Annotated in this window: 26 protein-coding genes; 10 read left to right on the top strand and 16 right to left on the bottom strand. The window is 68.6% G+C overall.

The features are described 5' to 3' along the window. Positions 1–5: 5 nt before the first annotated feature. Genes CFB39_RS17045 through fliF form a run of 6 tightly spaced genes read right to left on the bottom strand, consistent with a single transcriptional unit; the run spans position 6 to position 6837 of the window. Positions 6–1364, bottom strand: a complete 1359-nt coding sequence (locus tag CFB39_RS17045) for a flagellar hook-length control protein FliK (protein WP_089473713.1) — start codon at positions 1362–1364, stop codon at positions 6–8. A gap of 31 nt (positions 1365–1395) precedes the next feature. Further along, positions 1396–1854 (bottom strand): flagellar export protein FliJ, encoded by a 459-nt coding sequence (fliJ, locus tag CFB39_RS17040; RefSeq protein WP_089473712.1) that lies wholly within the window; start codon positions 1852–1854, stop codon positions 1396–1398. Positions 1855–1859: 5 nt separating this feature from the next. Continuing rightward, on the bottom strand, positions 1860–3380 hold the full coding sequence (gene fliI, locus CFB39_RS17035) for a flagellar protein export ATPase FliI (protein ID WP_373452735.1): 1521 nt from the start codon (positions 3378–3380) through the stop codon (positions 1860–1862). 32 nt (positions 3381–3412) lie between these two features. Further along, positions 3413–4096, bottom strand: coding sequence for a flagellar assembly protein FliH (gene fliH / locus CFB39_RS17030; protein WP_089426553.1), 684 nt, complete (start codon positions 4094–4096; stop codon positions 3413–3415). Next, positions 4089–5084 (bottom strand): flagellar motor switch protein FliG, encoded by a 996-nt coding sequence (gene fliG / locus CFB39_RS17025; protein WP_069249110.1) that lies wholly within the window; start codon positions 5082–5084, stop codon positions 4089–4091. The genes fliH and fliG overlap by 8 nt, the downstream gene beginning before the upstream one ends. Further along, positions 5074–6837 carry a flagellar basal-body MS-ring/collar protein FliF gene (gene fliF, locus CFB39_RS17020; protein ID WP_089426552.1) on the bottom strand — a complete coding sequence of 588 codons (1764 nt, stop codon included), beginning with the start codon at positions 6835–6837 and terminating at the stop codon, positions 5074–5076. The genes fliG and fliF overlap by 11 nt, the downstream gene beginning before the upstream one ends. 246 nt (positions 6838–7083) lie before the next feature. Between fliF and fliE the strand changes: the two genes are divergently transcribed. From fliE to CFB39_RS16985, 6 genes are all read left to right on the top strand, one after another. Next, a complete protein-coding gene (gene fliE, locus CFB39_RS17010; RefSeq protein WP_046544213.1) occupies positions 7084–7428 on the top strand; it encodes a flagellar hook-basal body complex protein FliE in 345 nt (114 codons plus the stop codon). Positions 7429–7622: 194 nt separating this feature from the next. Continuing rightward, positions 7623–8057 carry a flagellar export chaperone FliS gene (gene fliS, locus CFB39_RS17005; protein ID WP_089426551.1) on the top strand — a complete coding sequence of 145 codons (435 nt, stop codon included), beginning with the start codon at positions 7623–7625 and terminating at the stop codon, positions 8055–8057. Beyond that, positions 8054–8386: a flagellar protein FliT gene (locus CFB39_RS17000; protein WP_089426550.1), complete on the top strand. Its 333-nt coding sequence runs from the start codon at positions 8054–8056 to the stop codon at positions 8384–8386. The genes fliS and CFB39_RS17000 overlap by 4 nt, the downstream gene beginning before the upstream one ends. Positions 8387–8516: 130 nt before the next feature. Continuing rightward, entirely contained in the window at positions 8517–9884 is a 1368-nt protein-coding gene (locus CFB39_RS16995) for a flagellar hook-length control protein FliK (RefSeq protein ID WP_089473711.1), read from the top strand. After that, entirely contained in the window at positions 9881–10198 is a 318-nt protein-coding gene (locus CFB39_RS16990) for an EscU/YscU/HrcU family type III secretion system export apparatus switch protein (protein ID WP_089431830.1), read from the top strand. The genes CFB39_RS16995 and CFB39_RS16990 overlap by 4 nt, the downstream gene beginning before the upstream one ends. Positions 10199–10467: 269 nt before the next feature. Further along, positions 10468–11202, top strand: a complete 735-nt coding sequence (locus CFB39_RS16985) for a PepSY-associated TM helix domain-containing protein (protein ID WP_085041894.1) — start codon at positions 10468–10470, stop codon at positions 11200–11202. A gap of 110 nt (positions 11203–11312) precedes the next feature. On the opposite strand, the gene CFB39_RS16980 is transcribed toward CFB39_RS16985, so the two are convergent. The 10 genes from CFB39_RS16980 to CFB39_RS16935 form a co-directional block, all read right to left on the bottom strand. Further along, a complete protein-coding gene (locus CFB39_RS16980) occupies positions 11313–12338 on the bottom strand; it encodes an XdhC family protein (RefSeq protein ID WP_039354764.1) in 1026 nt (341 codons plus the stop codon). A 210-nt stretch (positions 12339–12548) separates the two neighbouring features. After that, positions 12549–13052 (bottom strand): hypothetical protein, encoded by a 504-nt coding sequence (locus CFB39_RS16975; protein ID WP_089426546.1) that lies wholly within the window; start codon positions 13050–13052, stop codon positions 12549–12551. 547 nt (positions 13053–13599) lie between these two features. Next, on the bottom strand, positions 13600–15006 hold the full coding sequence (locus CFB39_RS16970) for an amino acid permease (RefSeq protein WP_089426545.1): 1407 nt from the start codon (positions 15004–15006) through the stop codon (positions 13600–13602). 216 nt (positions 15007–15222) lie between these two features. Then, entirely contained in the window at positions 15223–15879 is a 657-nt protein-coding gene (gene rqpR, locus CFB39_RS16965; RefSeq protein WP_089426544.1) for a response regulator transcription factor RqpR, read from the bottom strand. A 7-nt stretch (positions 15880–15886) separates the two neighbouring features. After that, positions 15887–16702, bottom strand: coding sequence for a quorum system sensor histidine kinase RqpS (gene rqpS, locus CFB39_RS16960; protein ID WP_089473710.1), 816 nt, complete (start codon positions 16700–16702; stop codon positions 15887–15889). Between the two features lie 417 nt (positions 16703–17119). Beyond that, positions 17120–17890 carry a ferredoxin--NADP reductase gene (locus tag CFB39_RS16955; RefSeq protein ID WP_089426542.1) on the bottom strand — a complete coding sequence of 257 codons (771 nt, stop codon included), beginning with the start codon at positions 17888–17890 and terminating at the stop codon, positions 17120–17122. 235 nt (positions 17891–18125) lie between these two features. Next, positions 18126–18773, bottom strand: a complete 648-nt coding sequence (locus CFB39_RS16950; protein WP_089473709.1) for a LysE family translocator — start codon at positions 18771–18773, stop codon at positions 18126–18128. Positions 18774–18871: 98 nt separating this feature from the next. After that, positions 18872–19687 carry an endonuclease/exonuclease/phosphatase family protein gene (locus CFB39_RS16945; protein ID WP_011353499.1) on the bottom strand — a complete coding sequence of 272 codons (816 nt, stop codon included), beginning with the start codon at positions 19685–19687 and terminating at the stop codon, positions 18872–18874. Positions 19688–19692: 5 nt separating this feature from the next. Continuing rightward, positions 19693–20181 (bottom strand): hypothetical protein, encoded by a 489-nt coding sequence (locus tag CFB39_RS16940; protein ID WP_089473708.1) that lies wholly within the window; start codon positions 20179–20181, stop codon positions 19693–19695. Between the two features lie 146 nt (positions 20182–20327). Continuing rightward, on the bottom strand, positions 20328–21047 hold the full coding sequence (locus CFB39_RS16935; protein ID WP_089473804.1) for a nitroreductase: 720 nt from the start codon (positions 21045–21047) through the stop codon (positions 20328–20330). A 229-nt stretch (positions 21048–21276) separates the two neighbouring features. Between CFB39_RS16935 and CFB39_RS16930 the strand changes: the two genes are divergently transcribed. From CFB39_RS16930 to CFB39_RS16915, 4 genes are all read left to right on the top strand, one after another. Further along, positions 21277–22257, top strand: coding sequence for an AAA family ATPase (locus CFB39_RS16930; protein WP_089426539.1), 981 nt, complete (start codon positions 21277–21279; stop codon positions 22255–22257). 189 nt (positions 22258–22446) lie between these two features. Further along, positions 22447–23556 (top strand): NAD(P)/FAD-dependent oxidoreductase, encoded by a 1110-nt coding sequence (locus tag CFB39_RS16925; protein ID WP_089473707.1) that lies wholly within the window; start codon positions 22447–22449, stop codon positions 23554–23556. Positions 23557–24018: 462 nt separating this feature from the next. Then, complete coding sequence (locus tag CFB39_RS16920; RefSeq protein WP_039354792.1) at positions 24019–24330, top strand: high-potential iron-sulfur protein; 312 nt, start codon at positions 24019–24021, stop codon at positions 24328–24330. Positions 24331–24521: 191 nt separating this feature from the next. After that, positions 24522–25829, top strand: coding sequence for an MFS transporter (locus tag CFB39_RS16915; protein WP_089473706.1), 1308 nt, complete (start codon positions 24522–24524; stop codon positions 25827–25829). Positions 25830–26120 lie beyond the last annotated feature (291 nt).

Genomic DNA, 26120 nt, shown 5'->3' with positions numbered 1-26120 from the left:
CATGCTCAGGCAAACGTATCGACGAGGCCGGCGCGGCTCACGCTCGCGGCGGCCGGTGCGGATTGCGCAGCGCCGACCGGTGCATCGCCGGCTGACGATCCGCCGCTCCCGCGCCGCGACGACTGGCCGCCGGCGAAGGTCTGCTGCTGGTTTTGCTGTTGCGAGGCGAAGCCGCCGTCGCTGACGGTCGCGCTGCCGAGCCCGAGCCCGCCCGCTTCCATCGCCTCGCGCAGCTTCGGCAGCGCGGCTTCGACCGCTTCGCGCACCTGCGCGTGCTGCGACACGAACAGCGCGTGCGCGTTGTTGTCCGCGACGCGCAGCACGACCTGCAGCGGCCCGAGATCGGCCGGATTGAGCGTCAGTTCGGCGCTCTGCTGGTGCGCATTCGACAGGAACACGACCTTCTGGCTCAGCGCGTCCGTCCAGTCCGGCGTGCTGATGTGCGGCGCGAGCACGTGCGCGTTCGCGGCGGCGATCGCCCCCGCCGCCGGTGACAACTGCAGGTTCGCCTGGGCCGCGGCCGCCGCCGTGGCGCCGGCTGCGAGCGTCGCGCTGGCGGCCGGGTCCGCCGCGTCGCTCGCTGCCGCGAGCGCGTGCTGCTCGCCCGACTGCGCGTTCGCGTTGGCCTGCAGCGCCTGCGCGGTGGCTTGCACCGGCGCTTGCTGGGTGGCGAGCGCGCCCTTCGCGTCGGCGAGCGTGCGGTCGAAGGTCGGCACCTTCGGTGTCAGCGGCGCGGCGGTGCCGGTCGATGCGGTCGCCGCGGTCGAGGTGGGTGCGGACGCCGTCGTACCGGCTGCGGGCATCGCGATCGCGCCCGCGCCGCCCGTCAGCTTGGCGAGGGCCTCCTGCAGCACGTCGCGGCTCGTCGCCGGTGCGGCCTGGGTGGCCGCGGTAACGTCCTTGGCCGCGTGATCCGCCAGCGTGGCCGTGGCATCGGGTTGGCCGGACACGGCCGTCTTTTGCGCGGCGGCCGCGGCGGCAGCCGCATCGGCCGGCAGCGCGTTGTCCGTGCGCGCCTGCAGTTGCGCCTGCACGGCCGCAGCCGCCGCGAGCGCGGCGGCGTCGGGGTTGGTGGCGGCGTTCGTGGTCGTATCGTCGGTCGTGTCGTCGTCTTCGGCGGCGGACGGCTTCGTGCCGGCGGCCGGCTTCGACGAAGCCTGTTGCGTCGACGCGTCCGGCACGCCGGCATTCGACGCATCGCGACGCGTGGCGACGCTTTGCTTCAGCGTCTGCGCGAACGGCACGGCGGTCGTCGTGGTCGCGGCATCGGTGCCGGCGGCGCTGGACGAACCCGCGCCGCGGGCGGCCTTGAGTGCGGTGCCGGCGGTGTCGAGCAGCGCGCCGAGCAGGGGCAGGGGAGGCATGTCGGTTCTCTCGTTCGAATGCGGTGGTCGGTTACGACGAACGGGCCGCGTCGGCCCGCATGCGCACGATCTTCGCGGCGTGTTCGTCGGCGTCGCGCTGTTCGCGCCGGGCGTCGCGCTTCGCTTCCAGCGCGACGCCGCGCGCCTGCAGGATTTCGAACGAGCCGACGGTGCGTTTCTTGTTTTGCCAGTTCGGGCGGGCTTCGTCGATACGGACTTCGGCCGCGGCCAGCACGCTGCGCTGCTGCGCGATCGCGGCGTCGAGCGTATCGATGAACGCCTGGAAATTGCGCCAGTTGCCGGCCGGCATCCCGTGCTGCGCGGATTGCGAGAAGCGCGCGTGGTATTCGTCGCGGTAGCGCAGCAGCGCGTCGAGCTGCTCGGCGGCCGCGGTGCGGTCGCGCTGCGCGGTGCCGAGCTGCTTCGTCGCGGAGTCGAGGTCTTCCTGCGCGCGGTCGAGCAGCAACTGAAGGGGAAAGCCGTGTGCCATCGGGATCAGCCTCCGTAAGCGTCGAACAGTGCATCGAGCCCGGCAAGGCTCGACGCGAACGGTGCGCATTCGCGAAAGCCCTGCTGCAGGAACGCCTCGATGCGCGGATAGAGCGCGATCGCGCGGTCGAGCTGCGCGTCGCGGCCGGGCGCGTATGCGCCGACGGCGATCAGGTCGCGATTGCGCTGGTAGCGCGACAGCATCTGCTTGAACTGCCGGACGTGGTCGAGGTGCGTTTCATCGATCAGCGCGGTCATCGCGCGGCTGATCGACGCCTCGATGTCGATCGCCGGATAGTGGCCGGCCTCGGCGAGCGCGCGCGACAGCACGACGTGGCCGTCGAGGATCGCGCGCGCCGAGTCGGCGATCGGGTCCTGCTGGTCGTCGCCTTCGGTCAGCACCGTGTAGAACGCGGTGATCGAGCCGCCGCCCTCCGGCCCGTTGCCGGTGCGCTCGACGAGCGCGGGCAGCTTCGCGAACACCGACGGCGGGTAGCCCTTCGTCGCGGGCGGCTCGCCGATCGCCAGCGCGATCTCGCGCTGCGCCATCGCATAGCGCGTGAGCGAATCCATCAGCAGCAGCACGTGCTTGCCCTGGTCGCGGAAATACTCGGCGAGCGACGTCGCGTAGGCCGCGCCCTGCATCCGCAGCAGCGGCGACACGTCGGCCGGTGCGGCGACGACGACCGAGCGCGCGAGCCCGTCCTCGCCGAGGATCTGTTCGATGAATTCCTTCACTTCGCGGCCGCGTTCGCCGATCAGCCCGATCACGATCACTTCCGCGCTCGTATAGCGCGCCATCGTGCCGAGCAGCACCGACTTGCCAACGCCGGAGCCCGCGAACAGGCCCATCCGCTGCCCGCGGCCAACGGTGAGCAGCGCGTTGATCGCGCGCACGCCGACGTCGAGCACGTGGTGGATCGGTTCGCGCTCGAGCGGGTTGATCGACGGCGCCGACAGCGGCGCGTCGACCTTCGACGCGAGCGGGCCGAGGCCGTCGAGCGGGCGGCCCGACGCGTCGACGACGCGCCCGAGCATTTCCCAGCCGACCGGCAGCCGCTTCGCGCCCGCGAGCGGATCGGCGACGGGCGCGCTTTCGCGCGGCCACACGCGTGCGCCGGGCAGCACGCCCGCGACGTCGGTGGTCGGCATCAGGAACAGGCGATCGCCGGCGAAGCCGACGACTTCCGCTTCCGCGTGCGGCAGCGTGCTGCCGGGCGGCAGTTCGATCGTGCATTCGGCGCCGACCGACAGGCGCAGCCCGATCGCTTCCAGCACGAGGCCGGCCGCGCGCGTCAGGCGCCCGCACGGGCGCAGCGGCAGCGCGCGCTGGCTGCGCGCGGCGAGCCCGTTCAAATGGGTGCGCCAGTGCGCGAGATGCGGGTTGTGCGGGGCGCGCGGCGCGGCGTCGGACGTATCGGCCGCTGCAGCGGTGGCGTGCGGGGTGGTGGGTGCGGTGTCCAGCGCGGCGTTGTGCGCGTCCGGGCCGAACGACGCGAGCGCGAGTTCGCGCTCCAGCGGCGTCATGCCGTCATGCGCGAGCGCCTCGGGTGGCCGCGTCACCACGTGCTCACCTTGCCGATCGCGGCGGCGACGCGCTGCCAGCGCGTGGGCAGCGTCGCGTCGACCTCGCCGGTCGCGGCGTGCGCGCGGCAGCCGCCGCGCTCGATCGACGCGTCGGTGCGCACGTTCCAGCCGAGCGCATCGAGATCGTCCTGCAGATAGGCTTCGACGACGGGCAGGTCGGCCGGATTCACCGCGAGATGCGGCGCGCCGGACAGCGCGGGTTCGGCCGCGAGCACGTCGCGCACGGCGGCAACCAGCGCGGCCGGATCGTGCTTCACGTGCTGGCGCACGACCTGCTGCGCGATGTCGAGCGCGAGCTGCGCGATGTCGGCGGCCAGATCGTGCTCGATGGTCGACACGGCCTCGCGGAACGACGCGGCGAGCGCCGCGAGCTGCGCGGCCTGTTCGCGCGCGTCGGCCTGGCCGGCTTCGAAACCCTGTTCGCGGCCCTGCTCGAAACCGGCCTGGTAGCCGAGCGCCTGGCCTTCGACATGGCCGGCCGCATGGCCTTCGGCGTGTGCGGCGTCGCGCACGCGCTGCAGTTCCTCGGCGAGCGCGGCGGCGGCCGCTGCCGCGTCGTCGGGCGGCGGCGGGGGCGGCGGCGGGTCGAATGACGCCATCTCCCACCGCTGGTACGCGGTGAGGGTGCCCGCGCGATCGCTCGCCGAATCAGACATACGCGTCTTCCGCCTTGCCGCCGATCGCGATCGCGCCGCTCTCGGCCAGGTTGCGCACGATCTGCAGGATGCGGCGCTGCTGCGTCTCGACGTCGGACACGCGCACCGGGCCGCGCGCGTCGAGATCCTCGGCGAGCAGTTCGGCCGCGCGCTGCGACATGTTCGCGAGGAACTTCTGGCGCAGTGCCGGCGGCGCGCCCTTCAGCGCGATGATCAGCGTTTCCGATTCGACTTCCTTGAGCACCATCTGGATCGCGCGATCCTCGAGGTCGAGCAGGTTCTCGAACACGAACATCTGGTCGATGATCTTCTGCGCGAGTTCGGCGTCGTACTGGCGCACGCTTTCGAGCACGCCTTCCTCGTGCACGCTCGTCATGAAGTTCAGGATCTCGGCCGCGGTGCGGATGCCGCCCATCGGGCTGCGCTTCAGGTTGTCGCTGCCGGACAGCAGGCCCGTCAGCACGTCGTCGAGTTCGCGCAGCGCGGCCGGCTGGATGCCGTCGAGCGTCGCGATCCGCAGGATCACGTCGTTACGCAGCCGCTCGGTGAAGCACGACGCGATTTCCGATGCCTGGTCGCGGTCGAGGTGCACGAGGATCGTCGCGATGATCTGCGGATGCTCGTTCTTGATCAGTTCCGCCACGGCGGCCGAGTCCATCCACTTCAGGCCCTCGATGCCGCTCGTGTCGCTGCCCTGCAGGATGCGGTCGATCAGCACGCCGGCCTTGTCCTCGCCGAGCGCCTTGGTCAGCACCGAGCGGATGTAGTCGCTCGAATCGAGCGACAGCGCGGTGTGCTGCTCCGCTTCCTTCGCGAATTCGTGCAGCACGTCCTCGACCTGCTCGCGCGTGACGTTCTTCAGCGCGGCCATCGCGGCGCCGATCTTCTGGACCTCGCGCGGCGCGAGGAACTTGAATACCTGCGCGGCTTCTTCCTCGCCGATCGACATCAGCAGGAGCGCGCTCTTGGTCAAGCCTTCAGCGTTCATCGGACACCCAGTTCTTCACGACGGTGGCGACGATCTTCGGATCCTGGCGGGCGATCGTGCGCGCGTAGTCGAGGTTGCGTTCGTAACGGTTCTTCTCGCTCTCGAACCCGAGCAGCAGCGAATCGGGTTCCTCGGCCTTCTCCGGCGCCGGCAGGCCGTCGAGCGCGACCGGATCTTCCGGCGCGGCGAGCGCCGGCGCGGCCGGCTCGGGCGGCGGGAACGCGCGGCGCATCGCCGGGCGCACGAACATGAAGTAGAGCGCCGCGGCGGCTGCCGCGATGCCGAGCCACTTCGCCGCTTCCTTCGCCATCGCGATCATGTCCGGCTGGCGCCACCACGGCAGGTCGGCGTACGGGTCGCTCGCGGTCGAGAACGCGCTGTTCACGACGTTCACCGAGTCGCCGCGCTTCGCGTCGTAGCCCATCGCATCCTTCACGAGCTGTTCGACCTGCGCGAGCTTCGCGGGCGGCAGCGGCTGCATCGTCACGTGGCCCTTCGCGTCGGCGACCGGCTGGTAGTTGACGACGACCGCGACCGACAGCCGCTTCACGCTGCCCATCGGCTGCTCGAGATGGCGGATCGTCTTGTCGACTTCGTAGTTGGTCGTCTGGTCCTTGCGGTCGCTCACCGGCGTCGTCTGCGGCGCGTTCGCGCCGTTGCCGGCGACGATCGGCGCGGATGCCGGCTGCGGCGGCGTGTTCGACAGCGCGCCCGGCACGCCCGACGCGCCGCCCTGCGCGAGTTCGGTCGAGCTGCTGGTCTGCTGGCTGCGGATCGCGGATTGCTGCGGATTGCCGTTCGGGCCGTAGCTTTCCGACGTCTGCTCGAGCTTCGAGAAATCGAGGTCCGCGCTGACCTGCGAGCGCGCGTTGCCCGCGCCGAAGATCGGCGCGAGGATCGCGTCGATGCGCTTCTGCGTGTTGTGCTCGACCTGCTGCACGTACTTGAGCTGGCTCGCGTCGAGGCCGGATGCCGACGCGGTCTGGGTCAGCAGGTTGCCGTCCTGGTCGACGATCGTCACGTTCTTCGCGGGCATGTCGGGCACGCCGGACGACACCATCCGCGTGATGGCCTGGACCTGGCCCTCGTCGAGCACGCGGCCCGGGTAGAGGTCGATGAACACCGACGCGCTCGGCGCTTCCTTGTCGCGCACGAACACCGACGGCTTCGGGATCGCGAGATGCACGCGCGCGCCGCGCACCGCGTTGATCGATTCGATGGTGCGCTGCAGCTCGCCTTCGAGCGCGCGCTGGTAGTTGATCTGCTCGGCGAACTGGCTGATGCCGAATTTCTGGTTGTCCATCAGCTCGAAGCCGACCGAGCCGCCCTTCGGCAGCCCCATCGCGGCGAGCTTCAGGCGCGTTTCATGCACCTGGTTCGACGGCACGAGGATCGCGCCGCCGGCATCGGCGAACTTGTAGGGAACGTTTGCCTGCTGGAGCGCGGCAATGATCGCACCGCCGTCGCGATCCGACAGGTTGCTGTACAGCACGCGGTAGTCGGGCGCGCGGCTCCACAGCACGAGCGCGGTGATGACGGCGACCGCGAATGCGACGGCGATCAGGAACGGCAGCTTCGGGTTGCCCTTCATCCGCGAGATGCCGGGGATGCGTTCCGCGAAGCCGCCAAGCCCGAAGTCCGCGCCTGCGCCACCCACGCCTGGCAACGCGGCGGCCGCGGCGGCGCCTGGCGCCGGGCTGGCGAGGCCCGCGCGGGCGTCTGGGTTGATCAGCGAGTTGGCCTGCGAATCCATGCGTCGAGTTTCTCCGGAGCGGGACGACTGAGCTCGCTCGGACGAGCGGGCGGACAATGACACGATGCGATTATCGTGACCCGGGCCGCACTCCGATCGACCGAAAAGAGCGGGGTTTCCCCCGTACTTTCGCGGCTTTGACGCGCGGCGCGCTGCTATCCTTTTTCGGAATCCGGCATGGCGCGCGTGGTGCGGCGCCGGCGGATCTCCCGGTGCGTCCGGGTCTCTCTCAGTTTTGGGGACAGCATGACTGCGAACGTCAGCGGAATCGGTTCGGTGTTGCAACAGATGCAGTCGATGGCCGCGCAGGCATCAGGCGGCGTCGCGAGCCCGACGGCGGCACTGGCCGGCTCGGGCGCGGCGACGGCCAGCACGTTCGCCAGCGCGATGAAGGCGTCGCTCGACAAGATCAGCGGCGACCAGCAGCACGCGCTCGGCGAGGCGCAGGCGTTCGAGGTCGGCGCGCCGAACGTGTCGCTGAACGACGTGATGGTCGACATGCAGAAAGCCAACATCGGCTTCCAGTTCGGGCTCCAGGTCCGCAACAAGCTAGTGAGCGCTTACAACGACATCATGCAGATGGCGGTTTGACTCGGCGGCTATTCAGGGACACCGATCCGTGGACGGCCATCCGGCCTGGGCTGCGGGCCGGCCTTGCTGCGCCAGGCGGCACGCGCCGCTTGCCTAAAGCTTTCCAAATCCCTTCCGATAACTCCGGTGAAGGCCGCGTCGTGCGATGCACGGCGGCGGTTCCCGTATAGCCAAGGCACAACAAGGAGAAGCGCATGTTTTCCCCAGGACACGCTGGAGCCAGTGCATACGCGCGTGTCGGCGTCGAGACCGGGGTGATGGGCGCTTCCCCGCACCGGTTGATCGCGATGCTGTACCAGGGTGCGCGGCAGGCGGTTGCGCTCGCGCGCATGCATTTGCAGCAAGGCAATGTGTCCGCGCGCGGCGAAGCGATCGGCAAGGCGATCCGGATCGTCGACAGCGGGCTGAAGGCGTCGCTGAACCTCGATGCGGGCGGCGAGATCGCGGCGCGGCTGGATGCGCTGTATGCGTATATCACCCGGCGTCTGCTCGAAGCCAATGCGCAGGCGAGCGACGCGATGCTGGTCGAAGTCGACGGGCTGCTCGCGACGCTCGAGGAAGCATGGACGGGGATCGCCCCGGAAGTCGCGCGGATGGCCGCACAACAGGCAGTGGAAGCATCACGATGAATCGCAAGGCCGAATACTTCGAACGTTACGAGGCGCTCGCCGCCGTGTCGGGCCGGATGCTGGGCGCTGCCCGCAGTGCCGACTGGAGCGCGTTGCCGGAGTTGCAGGCCGAATTCATGCAGCTGGTCGACGGGTTGAAGGAGGCCGATCCGGGCGTCGTGCTCGACGAATCGGATCTCGGCCGCAAGCTCGACCTGATCCGCCGCATCCTGGCCGACGACGCCGCGATTCGCGATCTCGCGAGCCCGGATCTCGCGCGGCTGTCCGCGCTGTTCGAGGCGCGGCGCTCGACCAAGGTATTGACCGATCTCTACCGCGCGCGCGGGTAGGGCCCGTTTCCAGGGAAACGGGCGCGGGGGCGCACAAGCCCGTTGCGGCAGGCGCGCAGTTCCCGCGGACGGCACCGGCGTGCCGTGCCCGGATTCGCAACGATATGGCTGAGATGAGCAGGCTCCGATCATGACCGGTATCGACTCCGTTGCGGCGGCCCTGCTGGCGAGCCGCCTCGACAGCCTGCTGACCGGCACCGTGTCGGCGCCCGCGAGCGGCGGCGCGACCTCGCAGGTCGGCACGCCGGGCACCGGCGCGTCGTCAACGCCTTCGGCCGGCAGTCCGCCTGCCGCGCCGCCGGCTTCCACCCAGACTGCCCTGTCCGATGTCGGGCGCGTGCTCGACGCGATCTCGCGCGCGGGCGGCGACGCGACGCCGGCCATTGTCGGGCGCGCGCCGCTGCTGGCTGACCCCACCGTGCTGCTGACCGACACGGCTGCGCCGGCCCGCGCGCCAGCCGCCGCCGATCCGGCGGCATCCTCCACGCCGGCTTCAGCCGCAGCGTCGTCGGCTGCGGCGACGCGCGACGCGGCTGCGACGTTGCCGGTCGCGGCGCTGCGCGCGGCGCTCGTGCAGGCCGTGAGCGAAAGCGGCCTTTTCTACGAATCCCATCTCGCGCAGTGGCTGGCCGGCCAGCGTCCGCTCGCGGCGCTGATGCGCGAGCCGCAGGCGCGCCTCGCGGCCGCGCTCGCGCCGGCCGATCCGGATGTCGCCCAGCATGGCGCGACCGATCTGCTCGACGAGCTGCTCGCGCAGCGCCCGCCATTGCCTGCGCCCGCGCGCGCAACCGCGCAGCCGGGCGCGCCGGCCCAGGGCGCTGCGCCGGCTCGGGACCCCGCACCGGCCGTCCCGGCAGGCGCGCGGCAAGCGGCGTCGCTGCCGCACGATACGGCCGATCTGCTCGGCGACCGGCCCGATGCGCGCTGGACGCCCGCGCGGGCCGAGCTGGCCACCGCGTCGTCCGATTCGCAGGCGCAGACGCTCGCGACCGTGCATCCGGCCGCCGTGCCGCTCGTCAGGCAGCAGCTCGACGCGCTCGCGACCGACCAGTTCCGCTGGGCGGGCGAGGCGTGGCCTGGCGCGCGGCTCGACTGGACGATCGAGCCCGACGATCCGGGCAACCGTGCGTCGCGCGGTGACGGCGACACGGGTGACGGCATCGCCTGGCGCACGCGCCTCACGCTGACGTTGCCGTCGCTCGGCACGGTCGACGCGGAACTGGTGCTGAACGGCACGCAGCTCATCGCGCGGCTGCGTGCGAACCAGGCGGGTGCCGACCGTCTCACGCGGCACGAGGCGGCGCTGCGGCAGCGGCTCGAAGTGTCGGGGCTCAAGGTGGGCGGGCTGTCGATCCGCGCGGTCGACGACGGCCCGGACGGCTTCGACCTGTTCGCGGCCCAGGCGGCGGCCGCCGCGTATGCGCGCGGTTCGGCCTCGACTTCGGCCAGCGGCCCGGCGACGCGTGTGCCGGATACCGACGACGAGGCGCTGTCATGAGCATGACGTCCCGCAAGCGCGCGGCCGCGCTCGTCTACGATCCGAAGGGCGGCGATGCCGCGCCGCGCGTGGTCGCAAAGGGCTACGGCGCGCTCGCCGAGATGATCGTCGCGCGCGCGCATGACGCCGGGCTGTACGTGCATACGGCGCCGGAGATGGTGTCGCTGCTGATGCAGGTCGATCTCGACGACCGGATTCCGCCGCAGCTCTACCAGGCGGTCGCCGATCTGCTCGCGTGGCTGTACTCGCTCGACCGTACCGAACCCGCGCCGGACGCCGCCGCATCGCGCTTTCCGCTGCCGCCGCTGCGCTGAACGGCGCTGCGGCGCGCGATTTCTTACGAAATGCCGCCTTGACCTTGCAAGGTCATTCTGTCGGTATTTTTCGCCTATCGGGCGGCATCGTGCCGCAACGCTCGTGCTTCGCCGGTATTTCCTCGCTCGACGGGCTTGCCGCTCCGTATCCGGCCGGATTGAGCATGCAATAGATTTGTGTAATGATATCCATTCTCATTTTCATGCTGCCCGGGCGGCGCGCACGCTTTGCGCGCCGCCCGTTGTTTTGAACGAATGGAATCTCTCGCGTGAACGCGCCCGAAACGATCAATCCGCCCAAGACGGGGACTTCCCGCGCCGGCGTCACCGTGCTGCACCCGGCGGCCCGCCCGCTGAGCGACGACGAACTGGCCGCGCGCCGCCAGCGTTCGCGCCGCGCGACCTTCATCAAGTGGCTGCGCAAGGTGCATGGCTGGGTCGGGCTGTGGGGCGCGGTGCTCGGGCTGCTGTTCGGCGTGACGGGCGTGCTGCTCAACCACCGCGCGCCGCCGCTGAAGATTTCGACCGGCGAGCCGCAGGTCGAGGAGATGCAGATCGCGCTGCCGGATCCGGCGCCGAAGACGCCCGCCGCGATGACGAAATGGCTGCAGCACGAACTGCATTTCGACGGCAAGCCGGGCCGCATGCGCAAGGAGCCGGCGCAGCCCGTCGCGTGGGGCGACAAGCGCGTGATGCAGCCGGAGCACTGGCAGATGGGCCTGTTCGGCCCGCACCAGAACCTGCAGGCCGAATACTGGGTCGGCAACGGCTACGTCGCGGTGAAACGCACGGGCAACACGTTCCTGACGACGCTGAACAACCTGCATCGCGGCGTCGGGATGAATCTCGGCTGGGTGCTGCTGATGGACACGATCGCGGGCTCGCTGATCCTGCTGTCGCTGACCGGCGTGCTGCTGTGGACCGAGCTGAACAAGCGCCGCACGGTCGGCGTCGTGCTGGTGGTCGGTTCGGTCGCCGCGGCGCTGGCCGCCGGCCTGACCTGATCGGCGGCACGCGCCGGCCTGGCGCCGGCGCGTGCGCTTTCGCCTGTTTCGTCCGCTTCGCCCGTCGCGGACGCCTGCCTGGCGCGACCGCGCGCCGGCGTCACCAGTGATCAGAGGCCGCAGGCCGCGCCGCTGTTCGCCGCGATCTCGCGCGCGGCCTTCGCGCCCTCGACCTGCAGGATCGTCGGCAGCGATACGTTGTTCTTCGCGGCGGTGATCTCGGCGAGGATCGAGATCGCGATTTCCGGCGGCGTCCGGCTGCCGATGTAGATGCCGGCCGGTCCGTGCAGCCGGGCCAGTTCCGCTTCGTTCAGGTCGAATTCGCGCAGCCGCTCGCGCCGCGCCGCATTGTTGCGCCGCGAGCCGAGCGCGCCCACGTAGAACGCGGGCGTCTTCAGCGCCTCCATCAGCGCGAGATCGTCGAGCTTCGGGTCGTGCGTGAGCGCGATCACCGCCGAACGCGCATCGAGATTCATGTCGAGCACCGTATCGTCGGGCATCGTGTGCACGACGCGCGTACCCGGCACGTCCCACGCATCCGTGTATTCCTCGCGCGGATCGCACACCGTCACCTGGTAGTCGAGCCCGACCGCGATCTGGCACAGATAGCGCGACAACTGCCCGGCGCCGATCACGAGCATCCGGTAGCGCGGCCCGTGGATCGTCACGAGCCGCTCGCCGTCGAACGCGAGCCCGTCGGCCGCCTGTGCGGGCGACAGCGATGCGCGGCCGGTCGCGAGCGTCATCGTGCGCGTGACGAGGCGGCCGGCCTCGACTTCCGCGCACAGCGCGGCAATCCCGCTGTCGCGCGTGAGCGGCTCGAGCACGAGCTGGATCGTGCCGCCGCACGGCAGCCCGAAGCGGTGCGCTTCCTCGGCCGTGACGCCGTACTTGAGCGCTTCCGGGCGCGCGTCGGCCGCGATCCCGCTTGCGTGCACCCGGGCGATCAGGTCGTCCTCGATACACCCGCCGGACACGGAGCCGACCACGAGCCCGTCCTCGCGCACCGCGAGCATCGCGCCTTCGGGGCGGGGCGACGAGCCCCACGTCTTCACGACCGTCACGAGCAGCACGCGGCGCCCTTCTTCGAGCCAGCGCGCGCTGGATTTCAATACATCGAGATCGACGCTTTCCATCATCTTCTTCCTGTTGCCGGGCGACGCCGCCGATGCGGGCCGCCGTTCGATGGCGCGATTATGAACCGGCCGCGGCAAGCGTGCAGGCGACGGGGGAACGCGCAAAACGGGGAAGGGAGAAGCGCGGCAGCGAGGAAGGCGGGCAGGGCGGCCTGAGGCGGGCCGCCGGCAGGTCGCCGGGCGGACGCATCCGCCCGGCGGGTCGCTCCGTCAGAGCGAGCCCAGGTACTGCGTCAGGTTGCGGATGTTGTTGTCGTACGCGTTCGGCGAGCCGAGCTCGACGCCGCCGCTGCGCACGTAGTACTCGAACGGCACGGAGCGGGTGCCGAAGAACGGCAGGAAATTGTCCGGTTGCAACGTCGTGCCGTTCAGGCCGATCGCCCAGTTCCGCGACTTGTACAGCTCGAGCTCGCGGATGGTCGCCTGGACCTGATTCGTCTCCGACGCGCGAATCGCGGCGATGTGCTGCGTCAGCGTCTCGATGTTCGCCTGGTAGGCGCTCGGTTCGCCGACCGAGACACCGCGCGCGCGGACGTAGTAGCTGAACGGCAGGTTGCGCTCGGTGAAGAACGTCAGGAAACCGTCCGGCGCCAGCGTATCCCCGTTCAGCCCGATCGCCCAGTTCTTGCTTTGATAATCCTTGAGCCCCGCGATCGTCTGGTTGGCCGCGCTGATTTCGACCTTCGCCGTGACGTTGACCAATGTATTGCTCATGACAGACCTCTCTGGTTCTTGTTGAACTTCGAACAGGTACAGCGACATGCCTCCGGACGGAGGCAATAAAATACCGTCGACCGGATTATCGGGCCGTGATTTTTTAATTAAAAATATGCTGAAAATTCGTTTTTGAATGCGCGATGAAGTTGTGTTTTATAAAAAGGCGCTTCGATGAAATCGATGGCATCCCGCCGCGCTCCTGCTGCGGCCTGTGCCCCGTATGGTCTGGGTGGGGCGGGTATGCGACCGGCCGACCTGAATACTAGGTTGGCGAATGCAAGAGTTCAATGTCGGGCGCGTGATTATTTTCTTCTATTCATATTCAATTCGGTCGAATTACATTTTTAATCGATAAAAATGCCGATCGGAATCGAATATATCGGCATTCGAAAAATAACCAGTGGAAACGGGAATTGACGCGAGGATCGTTGCAGGAAAGGCAACGTGGCGGCGGGACGGGTGAAGGCAGGGCAGGGCGGGGAGGGCGCGGAGCCGGCGTCCGGCTCCGCGGGTGCGCACCGTGCCGCGAGCGGCACGGCGGCGCTCAGTGCGCGTCGTGGTGACCGTGCGCGAGCTTCGAGTGGTGGCGCGAGTACAGGAAGTAGATCGCGAGGCCGATCACGAGCCAGATGCCGAACGCGGCCCACGTGATGGGCTGCAGGTTCAGCATCAGGAACAGGCATGACGCGACCGCGAGGATCGGCACCACCGGCACGCCGGGGCAGCGGAACGCACGCGGCAGGTCGGGGTGCGTGCGGCGCAGCACGAGCACGGCGATCGACACCATCGAGAACGCGGCGAGCGTGCCGATGTTGATCAGCTCGGCGAGCACGTTGAGCGGCACGAGCGCGGCGATCAGGCCGAAGAACAGGCCGACGAGCCAGGTCGTCAGGAACGGCGTCGCGTAGCGCGGGTGCACGCGCGACAGCGCGGCCGGCAGCAACCCGTCGCGCGACATCGCGAAGATCACGCGCGTCTGGCCGTAGCTCATCACGAGGATCACGGTCAGCATGCCGAGCACGGCGCCGAGATCGATGAAGCCTGCGACCCACGTCTCGCCGGCCTTCTGCAGCGCGTACGAGATCGGGTGCGAGATGTTCGCGTACTGGGCCGACGGCACGATGCCGGTCGCGACCGCGGCGACCGTCACGTACAGCACCGCGCACACCGCGAGCGACGCGATGATGCCGATCGGCAGGTCGCGTTTCGGGTTCTTCACTTCCTCGGCCGCCGACGACACCGCGTCGAAGCCGATGAACGCGAAGAACATCACGGCCGCCGCGCCGAACACGCCGTTCCAGCCGTGCGGCATGAACGGCTTCCAGTTCGCGGGCGTCACATGGAACACGCCGACCGCGATCACGAGCAGCACGACCGACACCTTGATGAACACCATGATGTTGTTGATGCGGGTCGACTCGCGGATGCCGATCGACAGCAGCGTCGTGATCACGATCATCACGAGGAACGCGGGCAGGTTGAACCACGTGACGACGCCCGGCACCGCACCGGGCGCGGCCGTCAGCACGGTGGGCAGCGTGAGCCCGAAGCCCTGCAGCAGCGACTGCAGGTAGCCCGACCAGCCGACCGACACGGCCGACGACGCGAGGCCGTATTCGAGCATCAGGTCCCAGCCGATGATCCACGCGACGAGTTCGCCGAGCGTGGCGTACGAATACGTGTAGATCGAGCCGGCGACGGGGATCGTCGACGCGAACTCCGCGTACGACAGCGCGGCGAGGCCGCACGCGATCGCGGCGATCACGAACGACAGCATCAGTGCGGGGCCGGCCTGCACGGCGCCGGTACCGGTCAGCACGAAGATGCCGGTGCCGATGATCGCGCCGATGCCGAGGAAGGTGAGGTCGATCGCGCCGAGCGCTTTCTTGAGCCCGGCGGCATGCGCGCCGGCGATCATGCGATCGACGTTTTTCTTGCGGAAGAGAGACATTGCGGATGAATCGCCAGCGCGCGCGGGCGCGGTAGCGCTGACTGAGTGAAAACCCGTAATTTTAGCCGATTTGGCGCGCAAGACCCGCTGCAGCGCAGCGGTAAGTCACAAAATCGTCCGATAAAACAAGCGCTTGCGCTTCGGGCGGGCGACAGCGGGCGGCGGCGCGGCAGGTGCCGCGTCGCTGGGCCCGACGAATCGGGTGACGCGGGGGAATCAGGCGCCGGCCGTGGGCGCCATGTCGACGAGCCGGTTGCTCATCACGTAGAACGTGAGCTCCGCGTTGTTCGACAGCCGCATCTTCTCGAGCAGCCGCGAGCGGTACACGCTCACCGTCTTCACGGACAGCGACAGCGTGTTCGCGATGTCGGTGAGCCGCTTGCCCGACGCGAGCATGCAGAGCGTCTGGTATTCGCGGTCGGACAGCTTCTCGTGCGGCAGCGGTTCGTTCTCGAACGACACGTATTCGGCGAGCGCCTCGGCCATCGCGGGGCTCACGTACTTGCGGCCGGCCGCGACCTGCTGGATCGCGCCGATCATCTGCGCGGCGTTGACCGTCTTCGACAGGTAGCCGGCCGCGCCGGCCTTCAGCGCGCGCACCGCGTACTGGTCCTCGCGATACATCGAGAACATCAGCACCGGCGTGCGCGACAGCTTGCGCTTGAGGCGCTTGAGCACCTCGATGCCGTTCGTGTCCGGCAGCGAAATGTCGAGCAGGATCACATCGAATTCCTGTTTGTCGACGGCCGCCACCGCGTCGCTGCCGGTTTCGGCCTCGGTGACGTCGCGCGCGACGCCACGGTCGATCAGCAACTGGCGGATCCCTTGCCGGACGATCGCGTGATCGTCCACCAGCAGGATGTTCAGGCTCATGACGACCTCACGAAAGCGACGCGCGGCGGGCCACGACGGGCACCGCGAGCAGCGAATCCCAAGCGAAGCGCGCGGTGACGCGCGTGCCGTGGCCGGTTGCCGGCGTGGCCGTCTCGAAGCTGCCGCCGAACGCCTCGCAGCGGGCGCGCATGCCGGCCAGACCGTAGCCGGTGCGGCGGCTCCGCGAGAAACCGGTCCCATCGTCGGAGACGATCAGTGACAGGTGCGTGCCGTCGGTGGCGATGCGCACGTCGACCGACGTCGCGCGTGCATGCTTCGCGACGTTCGACAACGCTTCCTGCGCGACGCGGAACACCGCGAGCGCGCTGGCCCCGGCGAGCTGCGTCAGGCGCGCGTCGGCCGCACAGACGAAGCTGGTGCGCAGGCCCGTGCGGGCCGCATGGGTGTCGGCCCACGACGACAGCGCGCCGACCAGGCCCGCGTCGAGCGCCGGCGTGTCGCGCTCGTCGATCAGCCGGCGATTCGCGTCGGTCGCGGCGTCGAGCGCCTGCTGCGCCAGCTCGAGTGCGCGCAGGCAACCCTCCGGCGCATCGGCCGGCAGCCACGTTTGAACGTTTGCGAGCGCGAAACGCGCAGCGGTGAGTTCGGCACCGAGCCCGTCGTGCAGCTCGCCGGCCAGGTGGCGGCGGGCCGCTTCGTCGGCGGCGAGCAACTGGGCAGACAGTGCGGCGATCCGCGCGGCGGAGGCGCCACGTTTCGGCGCCACGTCGGCAATGGGCGGAGTCGCGACGCAGCCCGGCACGAGCTGTTGCGACGGGAACGGGGCGTGGGCGCCCAAAGGCGCGTTAAGCGACGTATCCATGACTCTCCCTGCTGTCAGAAAGCGGTTCAGACACCGGCTGGCTGCGTGGATCGGCTGCCGTTTCGATGACGGTCGCCGCCAGAGAATCGCCCCCTGCCGAGGTAACAAAAGTTACGTCTTGTAACACTTGCATCCGACCCTTCCACTCTCATCCGAACGGCAACCGCGCGCGGCGAATAATATCTCAAAATTTCCGAAAAGGTCATGTCAGGCGGACATTTAAGGGTAAATGTGAATAATCGGAATGAAGGTGTTGTAGGAAAAACACTGACACCCAAGCGCCGGACGATGACGTATCCAAATGTAACTATTTGAGATGGGATGATCCCAATTTGTTACGAATTCGCCAAGTAGGGACGAAAAAAAACCGGAGCTTTTGCTCCGGTTCTTGATACTGCGCAAAAATTGGGGGATCGATCAATCCACGAACGCGCGCTCGATCACGTAGTGGCCCGGCGCGCTGTTCTTGCCTTCGACGAGGCCGGCCTGCTTCAGCAGCTCGGTCGTGTCCTTCAGCATCGCGGTGCTGCCGCACAGCATCACGCGGTCGTTTTCCGGCGAGAACGGCGGGACGTCGAGATCCGTGAACAGCTTGCCCGTCGCGATCAGGTCGGTGATCCGGCCTTCGTTGTCGAACGCTTCGCGCGTGACCGTCGGGTAGTAGACGAGCTTTTCCTTGATGATGTCGCCCAGGTACTCGTGGCCCGGCAGGTCGTGCTTGATGTAGTCCATGTACGCGAGCTCGCCCTTCAGGCGGCACGTGTGCGTCAGGATCACCTTGTCGAAGCGGTCGTAGATGTCCGGGTCGCGGATGATCGACATGAACGGCGCGAGGCCCGTGCCCGTCGACAGCATCCACAGCGTCTTGCCCGGCAGCAGGTTGTCGGCGACCAGCGTGCCCGTCGGCTTCTTGCCGATCAGCACGGTGTCGCCCACCTTCAGGTGCTGCAGGCGCGACGTCAGCGGGCCGTTCTGCACCTTGATGCTGAAGAATTCGAGATGCTCTTCGTAGTTCGGGCTGACGATCGAGTAGGCGCGCGCGAGCGGCTTGCCGTCGACCTCGAGGCCGACCATCGTGAATTCGCCGTTGTTGAAGCGCAGGCTCGCCTCACGGGTGCAGGTGAAGCTGAACAGCGTGTCGGTCCAGTGATGGACGGATTGGACGGTGGCGGTGTCGTATTTGCTCATGGCTTTGAAAACGGACGCGCGTAGCGAACGCGAGTAACGGGCCCAAAAACGGGCAAAAAACCGAGTGCGACGGCCCGATCGCGGATCGGCCGGCCGGCGCGTCGGACACGCGCCTTCTCGATGACAGACGATTGAGGAACTCGTTATTTTACCCTGTTGACGCGGATCGCGGGCTTGACCCCCGTGGCCGCGCGGATTTGGCGCAACGAATTATTTCAATCCCCTTTCAGTTTTTTTAGCGCTCGGCCGCGAGTTTTGCACCGAGGCCGACGAGCGCCACGCCGCACAGTGCGTCGAGCGGGCGCCGCACGCGCCGGTAGCCGCGCTGCGCGCGCGGGCTCGCGAACAGGTACGCGACGCACGAATACCAGCCGGCCGACAGCACGCCGATCGTCACCAGCACCGCGCCGTTGAACCACAGCGGCACGTGCGCGGGCAGCATCGCCGCGAACACGCTGGTCCAGAACGCGCACGATTTCGGGTTCGTCAGGCAGGTGAACAGGCCGCTGCGATACGCACGCAGGTAGTCGCGCGCGCGCGGCGCGGCCAGCGGCGCGCGTTCGTCGGGCGCGTCGGCCGGCGTCGTATCGCGGCGCACGCCCGCGCGCAGCAGCTTGAAGCCGAAATACACGAGGTACGCGGCGCCCCCGATCCGGATTGCCTCATACAGCCATTCGACCTGGTGCAGCACGGCCGCGAGGCCGAGCATCGCGAGCGTCGCCCAGGCGATCGACGCGGTGCCGACGCCGAGCGCCGACGCGGCGCCGAGGCTGCGCCGGCCCGCGAGCGACAGTTGCGAAATCATGAAGAAATTCGGGCCGGGGGTGATCGCCGCGACGAGATAGACGACGGCGATTTGCAGCAGGATCGGCAGGTAGGTCATGGCGGCGCGGCCCGGCGGCGGGGCGGAGCGGAAGGGGTAAGGCGTTAATGTAGCGCGCGCCGCGCAATCCGGCTGAGATCGGGCCGAGGTGGGGAGGCCTATTGCGGATCGAGGCGCAGGCGCGCGATGTACGGCAGGTGGTCCGACAGCCACGCGGCCTCGCCGGACGGCGCGCGCCATTCGAGCGGCGTCAGCCCGCGCACGAACATCTTGTCGAGCGCGAGCGCCGGCGAGAACGCGGGGAACGTGCGGCCCGATTCGCCGAGCAGCGTCGCGACCTCGGACAGCCCGATTTCGCCGAACAGCGCGACCGAATCGTTGCGCCAGTCGTTGAAGTCGCCGGCGAGCATCAGCGGGCCGTCGCCTGCGTTGCGCACGATCCAGTGCGCGATCCAGTGCATCTGGCGCAGCCGTGCCGCGCGCGTGAGCGCGAGGTGCGCGCACAGCAGCGTGACCGGGCGGGCGCCCGCGAGCGTCGCGCGCGCGACCAGCAGGCCGCGCCGCTCGAAACGGTGCGCGGAGATGTCCCAGCGGCCGCCGAGGTCGAGCGGATGCGGTGACAGGATCGCATTGCCGTGCCGCCACGACGGCTTGAACACGTTCGGCCCGAGCGCGATCTGCCAGTCGAGCGCATGCGCGATCTCGGTGGCCTGGCAGTGCCAGACGTCGTCGACCGCGTCGTCCATCGGTGCGCCGAAGCCGGGCGCGAGCACGGGGCGCGGCATGCGGCGCGCCATTGCTTCCTGCAGGAAATACACGTCGGCGTGCGTCGATTGCATCCAGTTGCGCATCGCGTTCCACGCGGTGAAGCCGAGCGGCGAGCGGCCCTTGTGCAGGTTCCAGCTCACCGCGGTGAGTTCGTCGGGTGCGGCGTGCGGTTCGGCGAACGGCAGGGACAGGGCGTCGGCGGACATGACGCTCAATCCTTCGCGACGTGTGCACGCACGCGGTACACGAGGTGCGGATGTTGCTCGACGAGCGTCCAGTCGGTCCACGCGTCGGCGCCGACCGTCAGGCCGGGGTGGCTCGCGACGATTTGCCGCGGCGACGCGGGCACGCACGGATCGGCCGGCTTCGCGCCTTCGTCGTCGATCGTTTCCTGCACGTCGAGCGCGAGCGACACCGTGTTCGCGCCGGCATCGACGGTGAGCGGTGCGACCGTCACCGCGCGCGAACGCTCGGTCGGCACGACGCGCGCGGCATTGCCGCAGCCGACCGGCACGGCGGACGGATAGCGATGGGTATCGGTACGGGTCTGACCCACGGTGGTGCGCTGCTGGAACGTGTCGATGGTCTGACCGTCGCGTACCACCTGGATCTCCCACGCGACGGAGGCTGGTGCGGGGCTCTGCGCATGGGCGGCGAGCGCGATGCTCGCGAGCAGGACGGCCAGGCCGTGTTTCAGCATGAAACGTCTCCGGAAACGCGGAATAGCGGGGAACGGACGCACATCTTACGCCCGATCGATTTCGATCGCGATGTGACAGGATGCGTCGCGGCAGGTTCGCCGCACGATGCATGCCTGTTCGAAAGGTAGGGCCGCGTCATGCGTTTTCAAGCGAAAAAGCGCGTGAACTCGGCGACCGGCGCGCGCTCGGTGACGAGGCGGTTCTCGATCGCGTCGGGGTCCGCATGGCCGAGCGACATCCCGCACACCAGCTGTTCGTTGGCGGGAATGCCGAGGTGTTCGGTGACGATCCGGTGAAACGGCACGAACGCGGCCTGCGGGCAGGTATCGAGCCCGCGTGCGCGTGCGGCCGTCATCACGCCCTGCAGGAACATCCCGCAGTCGAGCCAGGCGCCGTAGGTCATCACGCGGTCGAGCGTGAAGAACAATGCGACCGGCGCATCGAAGAAACGGAAGTTGCGGGCGTGTTGCGCATGCATGCGCGCCTTCTCGTCGCGGCCGATGTTCAACAGGCCGTACAGGTCCCAGCCGACCTTGCGGCGTCGGTCGATATACGGCGACACCCATTCGCGCGGGTAGTAGTCGTACTCGGCGACGTATTTCTCGTCGCGCGCGGGATCGTCGTGGGCCGCGGTGAGCGCGGCGGCGAGCGCATCGCGCGTGGCGCCCGTCGCGACGTACACGCGCCACGGCTGGATGTTGGTGCCCGACGGCGCACGGCTCGCGGCTTCGAGGATCGCCTCGAGCGTGTCGCGCGGCACCGGCGTCGGCAGGAACGCGCGAACCGCACGGCGCGACGTGAGCGCCGCGTCGACGGCGTCGATCGCATCGGCATCGACGCGCGGAAAAGCAGGGGGGACGGACATCGGCATACCTTTGGGGCGGGGGCCGACGCGCCGCGCGGGCGCGGTCGGACGGGCCGGTGCGGCGGGTGGGTGAATCGACGATCATACGCCGCGGCGCGCCGGCGTGCAGCGCGCGCGGGTGTTAGCAGCAGACTCGCGCGGCTGCTTGCTTGCGCGGGGATGCGGGATCGCTACACTGAAATCGTAAGGGTCTGATGATCGTGTAACGGCAAGCGGCAGCGAGGTTGGTATGACGACGGCGATGGTGAAACAGGAACTGGCGGTGGCATCCTTCAGCACGGTGTACGACCTCGAGCAGGTCGAGACGGCGCTGAGTGACTTGAACGAGAGCGCGAGCGACGCACTGCGCGCCACCTACGAGAGGATGCTCAAGACGGGCAATCTGCGCTTCTGCGTGAAGCCGAACCGGATGCCGTCGTTCGACGCGCTCGGCGAGGCATTGCCCAATTTCGCCGAGCCGCTCGAAGACGTGCGCAAGCAGGTCGCGCTGTGCCTCGAAACGGAGGACCGGCTCGAACTGATGCCGATCCTGCTGCTCGGGCCCCCGGGCATCGGCAAGACGCACTTCGCGAAGGCGCTCGCGCAACTGCTCGGCACCGCGTACCACTACGTGCCGATGAGTTCGCTGACGGCCGGCTGGATCCTGTCGGGTGCGTCGTCGCAATGGAAGAACGCGAAGCCCGGCAAGGTGTTCGATGCACTGGTGAACGGCAGCTACGCGAACCCGGTGATCGCGGTCGACGAGATCGACAAGGCCGGCAGCGATGCGCAATACGATCCGCTCGGCGCGCTGTATGCGTTGCTCGAGCACGACACCGCGCGCGCATTCATCGACGAATTCGCGGAAGTGCCGATCGATGCGGGCAACGTGATCTGGATCGCGACCGCGAACGAGGCGCACGCGATCCCGGAGCCGCTGCTCAACCGGATGAACGTGTACGAGATCGAGCCGCCCGATGCGGCCGGCGCGCGCCGGATCGCGCAGACGATCTACGACGAGATCCGCACGTCGCATGCATGGGGGCGGCGCTTCCCGGACACCCTCGGCGACGACGCGCTCGACGTGCTGGCCGCGACCCCGCCGCGCACGATGCGCCGCGCGCTGCTGCACGCGTTCGGCGCCGCACGGCTCGACGGGCGCGACGCGATCGGGCCGCGCGACATCCGGGCCGACGAAGGCGCCGCGAAGCGCCGGCCGATCGGCTTCTGAACGAGCGGCGCGCGCACGCCACCAAGGCCGGGGCCGTGCGCGCCGCGCAGAGCCGCGTGTCGTGTCGTGCCGTGCGTCGCGCGTCACGCACGGCGTCGTCGCGCAACGCTGCACGACCTTCGGCAAGCGGATGAACCGGGACGTACAATTCCCTTCTCTCCCCTCGACGCGCTAGCGGCGCGAAACGTCATGGAGCAGATGGATTGTGTCGTGATCGGCGCGGGCGTCGTCGGTCTGGCGATTGCGCGTGAACTGGCCGCGCGCGGGCGTGAAACGCTCGTGCTCGAGGCCGCCGATGCGATCGGCACGGCTACGAGTTCGCGCAACAGCGAAGTGATCCACGCGGGGCTCTACTATCCGCGCGGGTCGCTGAAGGCGACGTCGTGCGTGCACGGGCGCGACCTGCTGTACGAATTCTGCGAGACCCATCACGTGCCGCACCGGCGCGCCGGCAAGCTGCTCGTCGCCACGAGCGCCGCGCAGGTGAAGCAGTTGAGGGCGATCGCCGCACGCGCGACCGAAAACGGCGTGCTCGACCTGATGCCGCTCACGCGCGCCGAGGCGCAGGCGCTCGAGCCCGCGCTCGAATGCGTCGAGGCGCTGTTCTCGCCGTCCACCGGCATCGTCGACAGCCACCAGCTGATGCTCGCGCTGCTCGGCGACGCGGAGCGCGACGGCGCCGTGTGCGCGCTGAAATCCCCGGTCGAATCGATCGACGTGCTGCGCGGCGGCCGCTTCGTCGTGCGCACGGGCGGCGACGCGCCGACCGAGATCGAGGCCGCCTGCGTGATCAACAGCGCGGGCCTCGGCGCCCAGGCGCTGGCGCGTCGCACGCGCGGCCTCGACCCGCGCTGGGTGCCGCCGCTCTATCTCGCGCGCGGCAACTATTTCAGCCTGTCGGGGCGCGCACCGTTTTCCCACCTGATCTATCCGATGCCCGACCGCGCGGGGCTCGGCGTGCACCTGACGCTCGATCTCGGCGGGCAGGCGCGCTTCGGCCCGGACGTCGAATGGATCGATGCGTTGCGCTACGAAGTCGATCCGGCGCGCGCGACCGCGTTCTACGCGTCGATCCGCGCGTTCTGGCCGGGCTTGCCCGACGACGCGCTGCAGCCGGCGTACGCGGGCATCCGGCCGAAGCTCGCGGGCCCCGGCGAGCCGCCGGCGGACTTCATCGTGCAGGGCGCCGCGCAGCATGGCGTGCGCGGGCTCGTGAACCTGTTCGGCATCGAGTCGCCGGGGCTCACCGCGTCGCTCGCGCTTGCGCAGCGGGTGGGCGACATGACGGCTTACCGCTGACGCGGCGCGTGTGTGACGGTGTGACGGGTAGGTGGCGAATGCGTATCGGCCGTGTGGCGCCTGTGTGAAATCCCTTATCTCTGGAATTTCGGCACGCACATTTATTCGCATGAGCGTTATTCTGTCGAACGGCTGTACAGGGTCTGTCTACCGATGGAACACGCATGCGTTGCCCCGAGAAGGGCCGCTCGCGAGGCGCGCGACGCCGCGAATACTGGACGTATTCGCAAGGAGCGCAACGCGGCGAGCGGCCCTTCTCGGGGCAACCCCAAATTGATATCGTTTCCACGGGAAGGCCCGAAATCGCCCGCATGGCGGCGTCGGTCGTCGCTTGTTTGGCATGGCCAAACGGCGCTCCTCCCTCCTTGCCCTGCGAGCGATTTCGGGCCTTCGCATGCGTGTTCCATCGGTAGACAGACCCTGGAACAGCTTTCAAACCGATAACGTTGGAGCGAGTCCCCCATGAAAACATCCCGTCGGAGTTTCCTGATTACGAGCATTGGTGCCGTGTCCGCGCTGGCGCTGTCGCGTGAAGCGCTGGCCGATGCGCCGATGCTCGCGGAAAGCGACCCGACCGCGACGGCACTCGGCTACAAGGCCGATGCGACGAAGGTCGACAAGACGAAGTACCCGAAATACGCAGCGGGCCAGGATTGCGCGGCCTGCATGCTGTACCAGGGCAAGAAGGGCTCGGCCTCGGGCCCGTGCGGCGCCTTCCCCGGCAAGCAGGTGTCGGCGAAGGGCTGGTGCAGCGCCTTCTCGAAGATGGGTTGAGGCCCGTGCGGCATCGTGCGATGCCGCATTGTGGCGAAAACCGCACAACGCCCGCCGTCGAAAGATGGCGGGCGTTTTTTATTGCTTGAAAACGGTTCCGTCGCTTTCTACACTCGCTGCACACCGGCGCGCCGCGGGCACCCCGCGCGCCGCGCAGCCCGACACGGCGAACTGACGAGGACGAGGCACGCATGGCGACGATTGCGAATTCAACGAAAACGAGCCGGCCCGAGCGTGCACTGAACCGGCGTGCGGTCGCGGCCGCCGTGATCGGCAATGCGCTCGAGTGGTACGACTTCACGGTGTTCGGCTTCATGACGGTCGTGATCGCCGAGTTGTTCTTCCCCACCTCCAGCGAATACTCGTCGCTGCTGCTGACCACCGCGACGTTCGGCGTCGCGTTCTTCATGCGTCCGATCGGCGGCATCGTGTTCGGGCTGTACGCGGATCGCGCGGGCCGCAAGGCCGCGCTGTCGCTCGTGATCCTCCTGATGACGGCCGGCATCTTCCTGCTCGCGGTCGCGCCGCCGTATGCGGCGATCGGCATCGGCGGCCCGCTCCTGATCGTGCTCGGCCGTCTGCTGCAGGGCTTCTCCGCGGGCGGCGAATTCGGCAGCGCGACGGCGCTGCTGATCGAAGCCGCGCCATTCTCGAAACGCGGCTTCTACGGCAGCTGGCAGATGGCGAGCCAGGCGGCCGCGCTGCTGATCGGCGCGCTCGTCGGCGCGGCCGTCACGCGCGGGCTGTCGCACGAGGCGCTGCGCAGCTGGGGCTGGCGCGTGCCGTTCATCCTCGGGCTCGTGATCGGCCCGATCGGCTTCTACATCCGCCGCCATCTCGCCGATTCCGAGGCGTTCCTGCATGCGCAGCAAAGCGCGCGCCGCGTGACGCTCGGCGAAGTGTTCACGCGCTACCCGCGCGAGGTGCTGTGCGGGCTCGGCTCGGTGATCGCGCTGACGGTGACGATCTACGTGCTGATCAGCTATCTGCCGACCTTCGCGGTGAAGCAGCTGAAGCTGCCGTACGCGGAATCGTTCTATGCGGTGATCGTCGGCAACCTGCTGCTGATGGTGCTGTCGCCGATCGCCGGTGCGTGGTCGGATCGCATCGGCCGCAAGGGGCTGTCGCTCTGGTCGCTCGTGCTCACGCTCGTGCTGATGTATCCGCTGTTCGCGTGGCTCGACGCGGCGCCGAGCATCGCGCGGCTGATCGCGGTGCAGGCCGTGCTGTCGGTCACGCTCGCGGGCTACTACGGACCGTTCGGCGCGATGATCGCCGAGCTGTTCCCGGCCAACGTGCGCTCGACCGGGCTGTCGATCGCGTACAACGTCGCGGTGATGCTGTTCGGCGGCTTCGGGCAGTTCATCGTCACGTGGCTGATCAAGGTCACGGGCACGCCGCTCGCGCCGACCTACTACGTGATGGCCGGGATCGCGCTGTCGATCGTCGCGGTCGCGTTCGTGCCCGCGCGCAGCGCCGACCTCGACGCGCCGGCGTGACGACGCGGCGACGCGGCAACATGACGATTTGACGACGATCACCGGATCGTTTCGCAAAACGCAATGATGTGCTGCGGAACACGGGAAAGCGGTGGGTCGAGCCTTCGTGTTCGCGCCCGAATTGTTTAGTCGTCGAACGAAACTTGCGCGAAATGAACGAAATGGGCGCTCGCGCGCGTTGTCGCATTTTTTACTCCCACTAAACATCGGCAAAAACCCGGCGGGACATCTAGAAGAGTTTTTTCTCCAGCTTGTTGCCACATCGTTAGCTCAAGTAATATCCGCGTACGC

Source organism: Burkholderia sp. AU6039, from assembly GCF_002223365.1.
Taxonomy (GTDB): Bacteria; Pseudomonadota; Gammaproteobacteria; order Burkholderiales; family Burkholderiaceae; genus Burkholderia.
The sequence above is the reverse complement of the archived record's forward strand: the minus strand, read 5'-3'. Positions and strand labels throughout refer to the sequence as shown.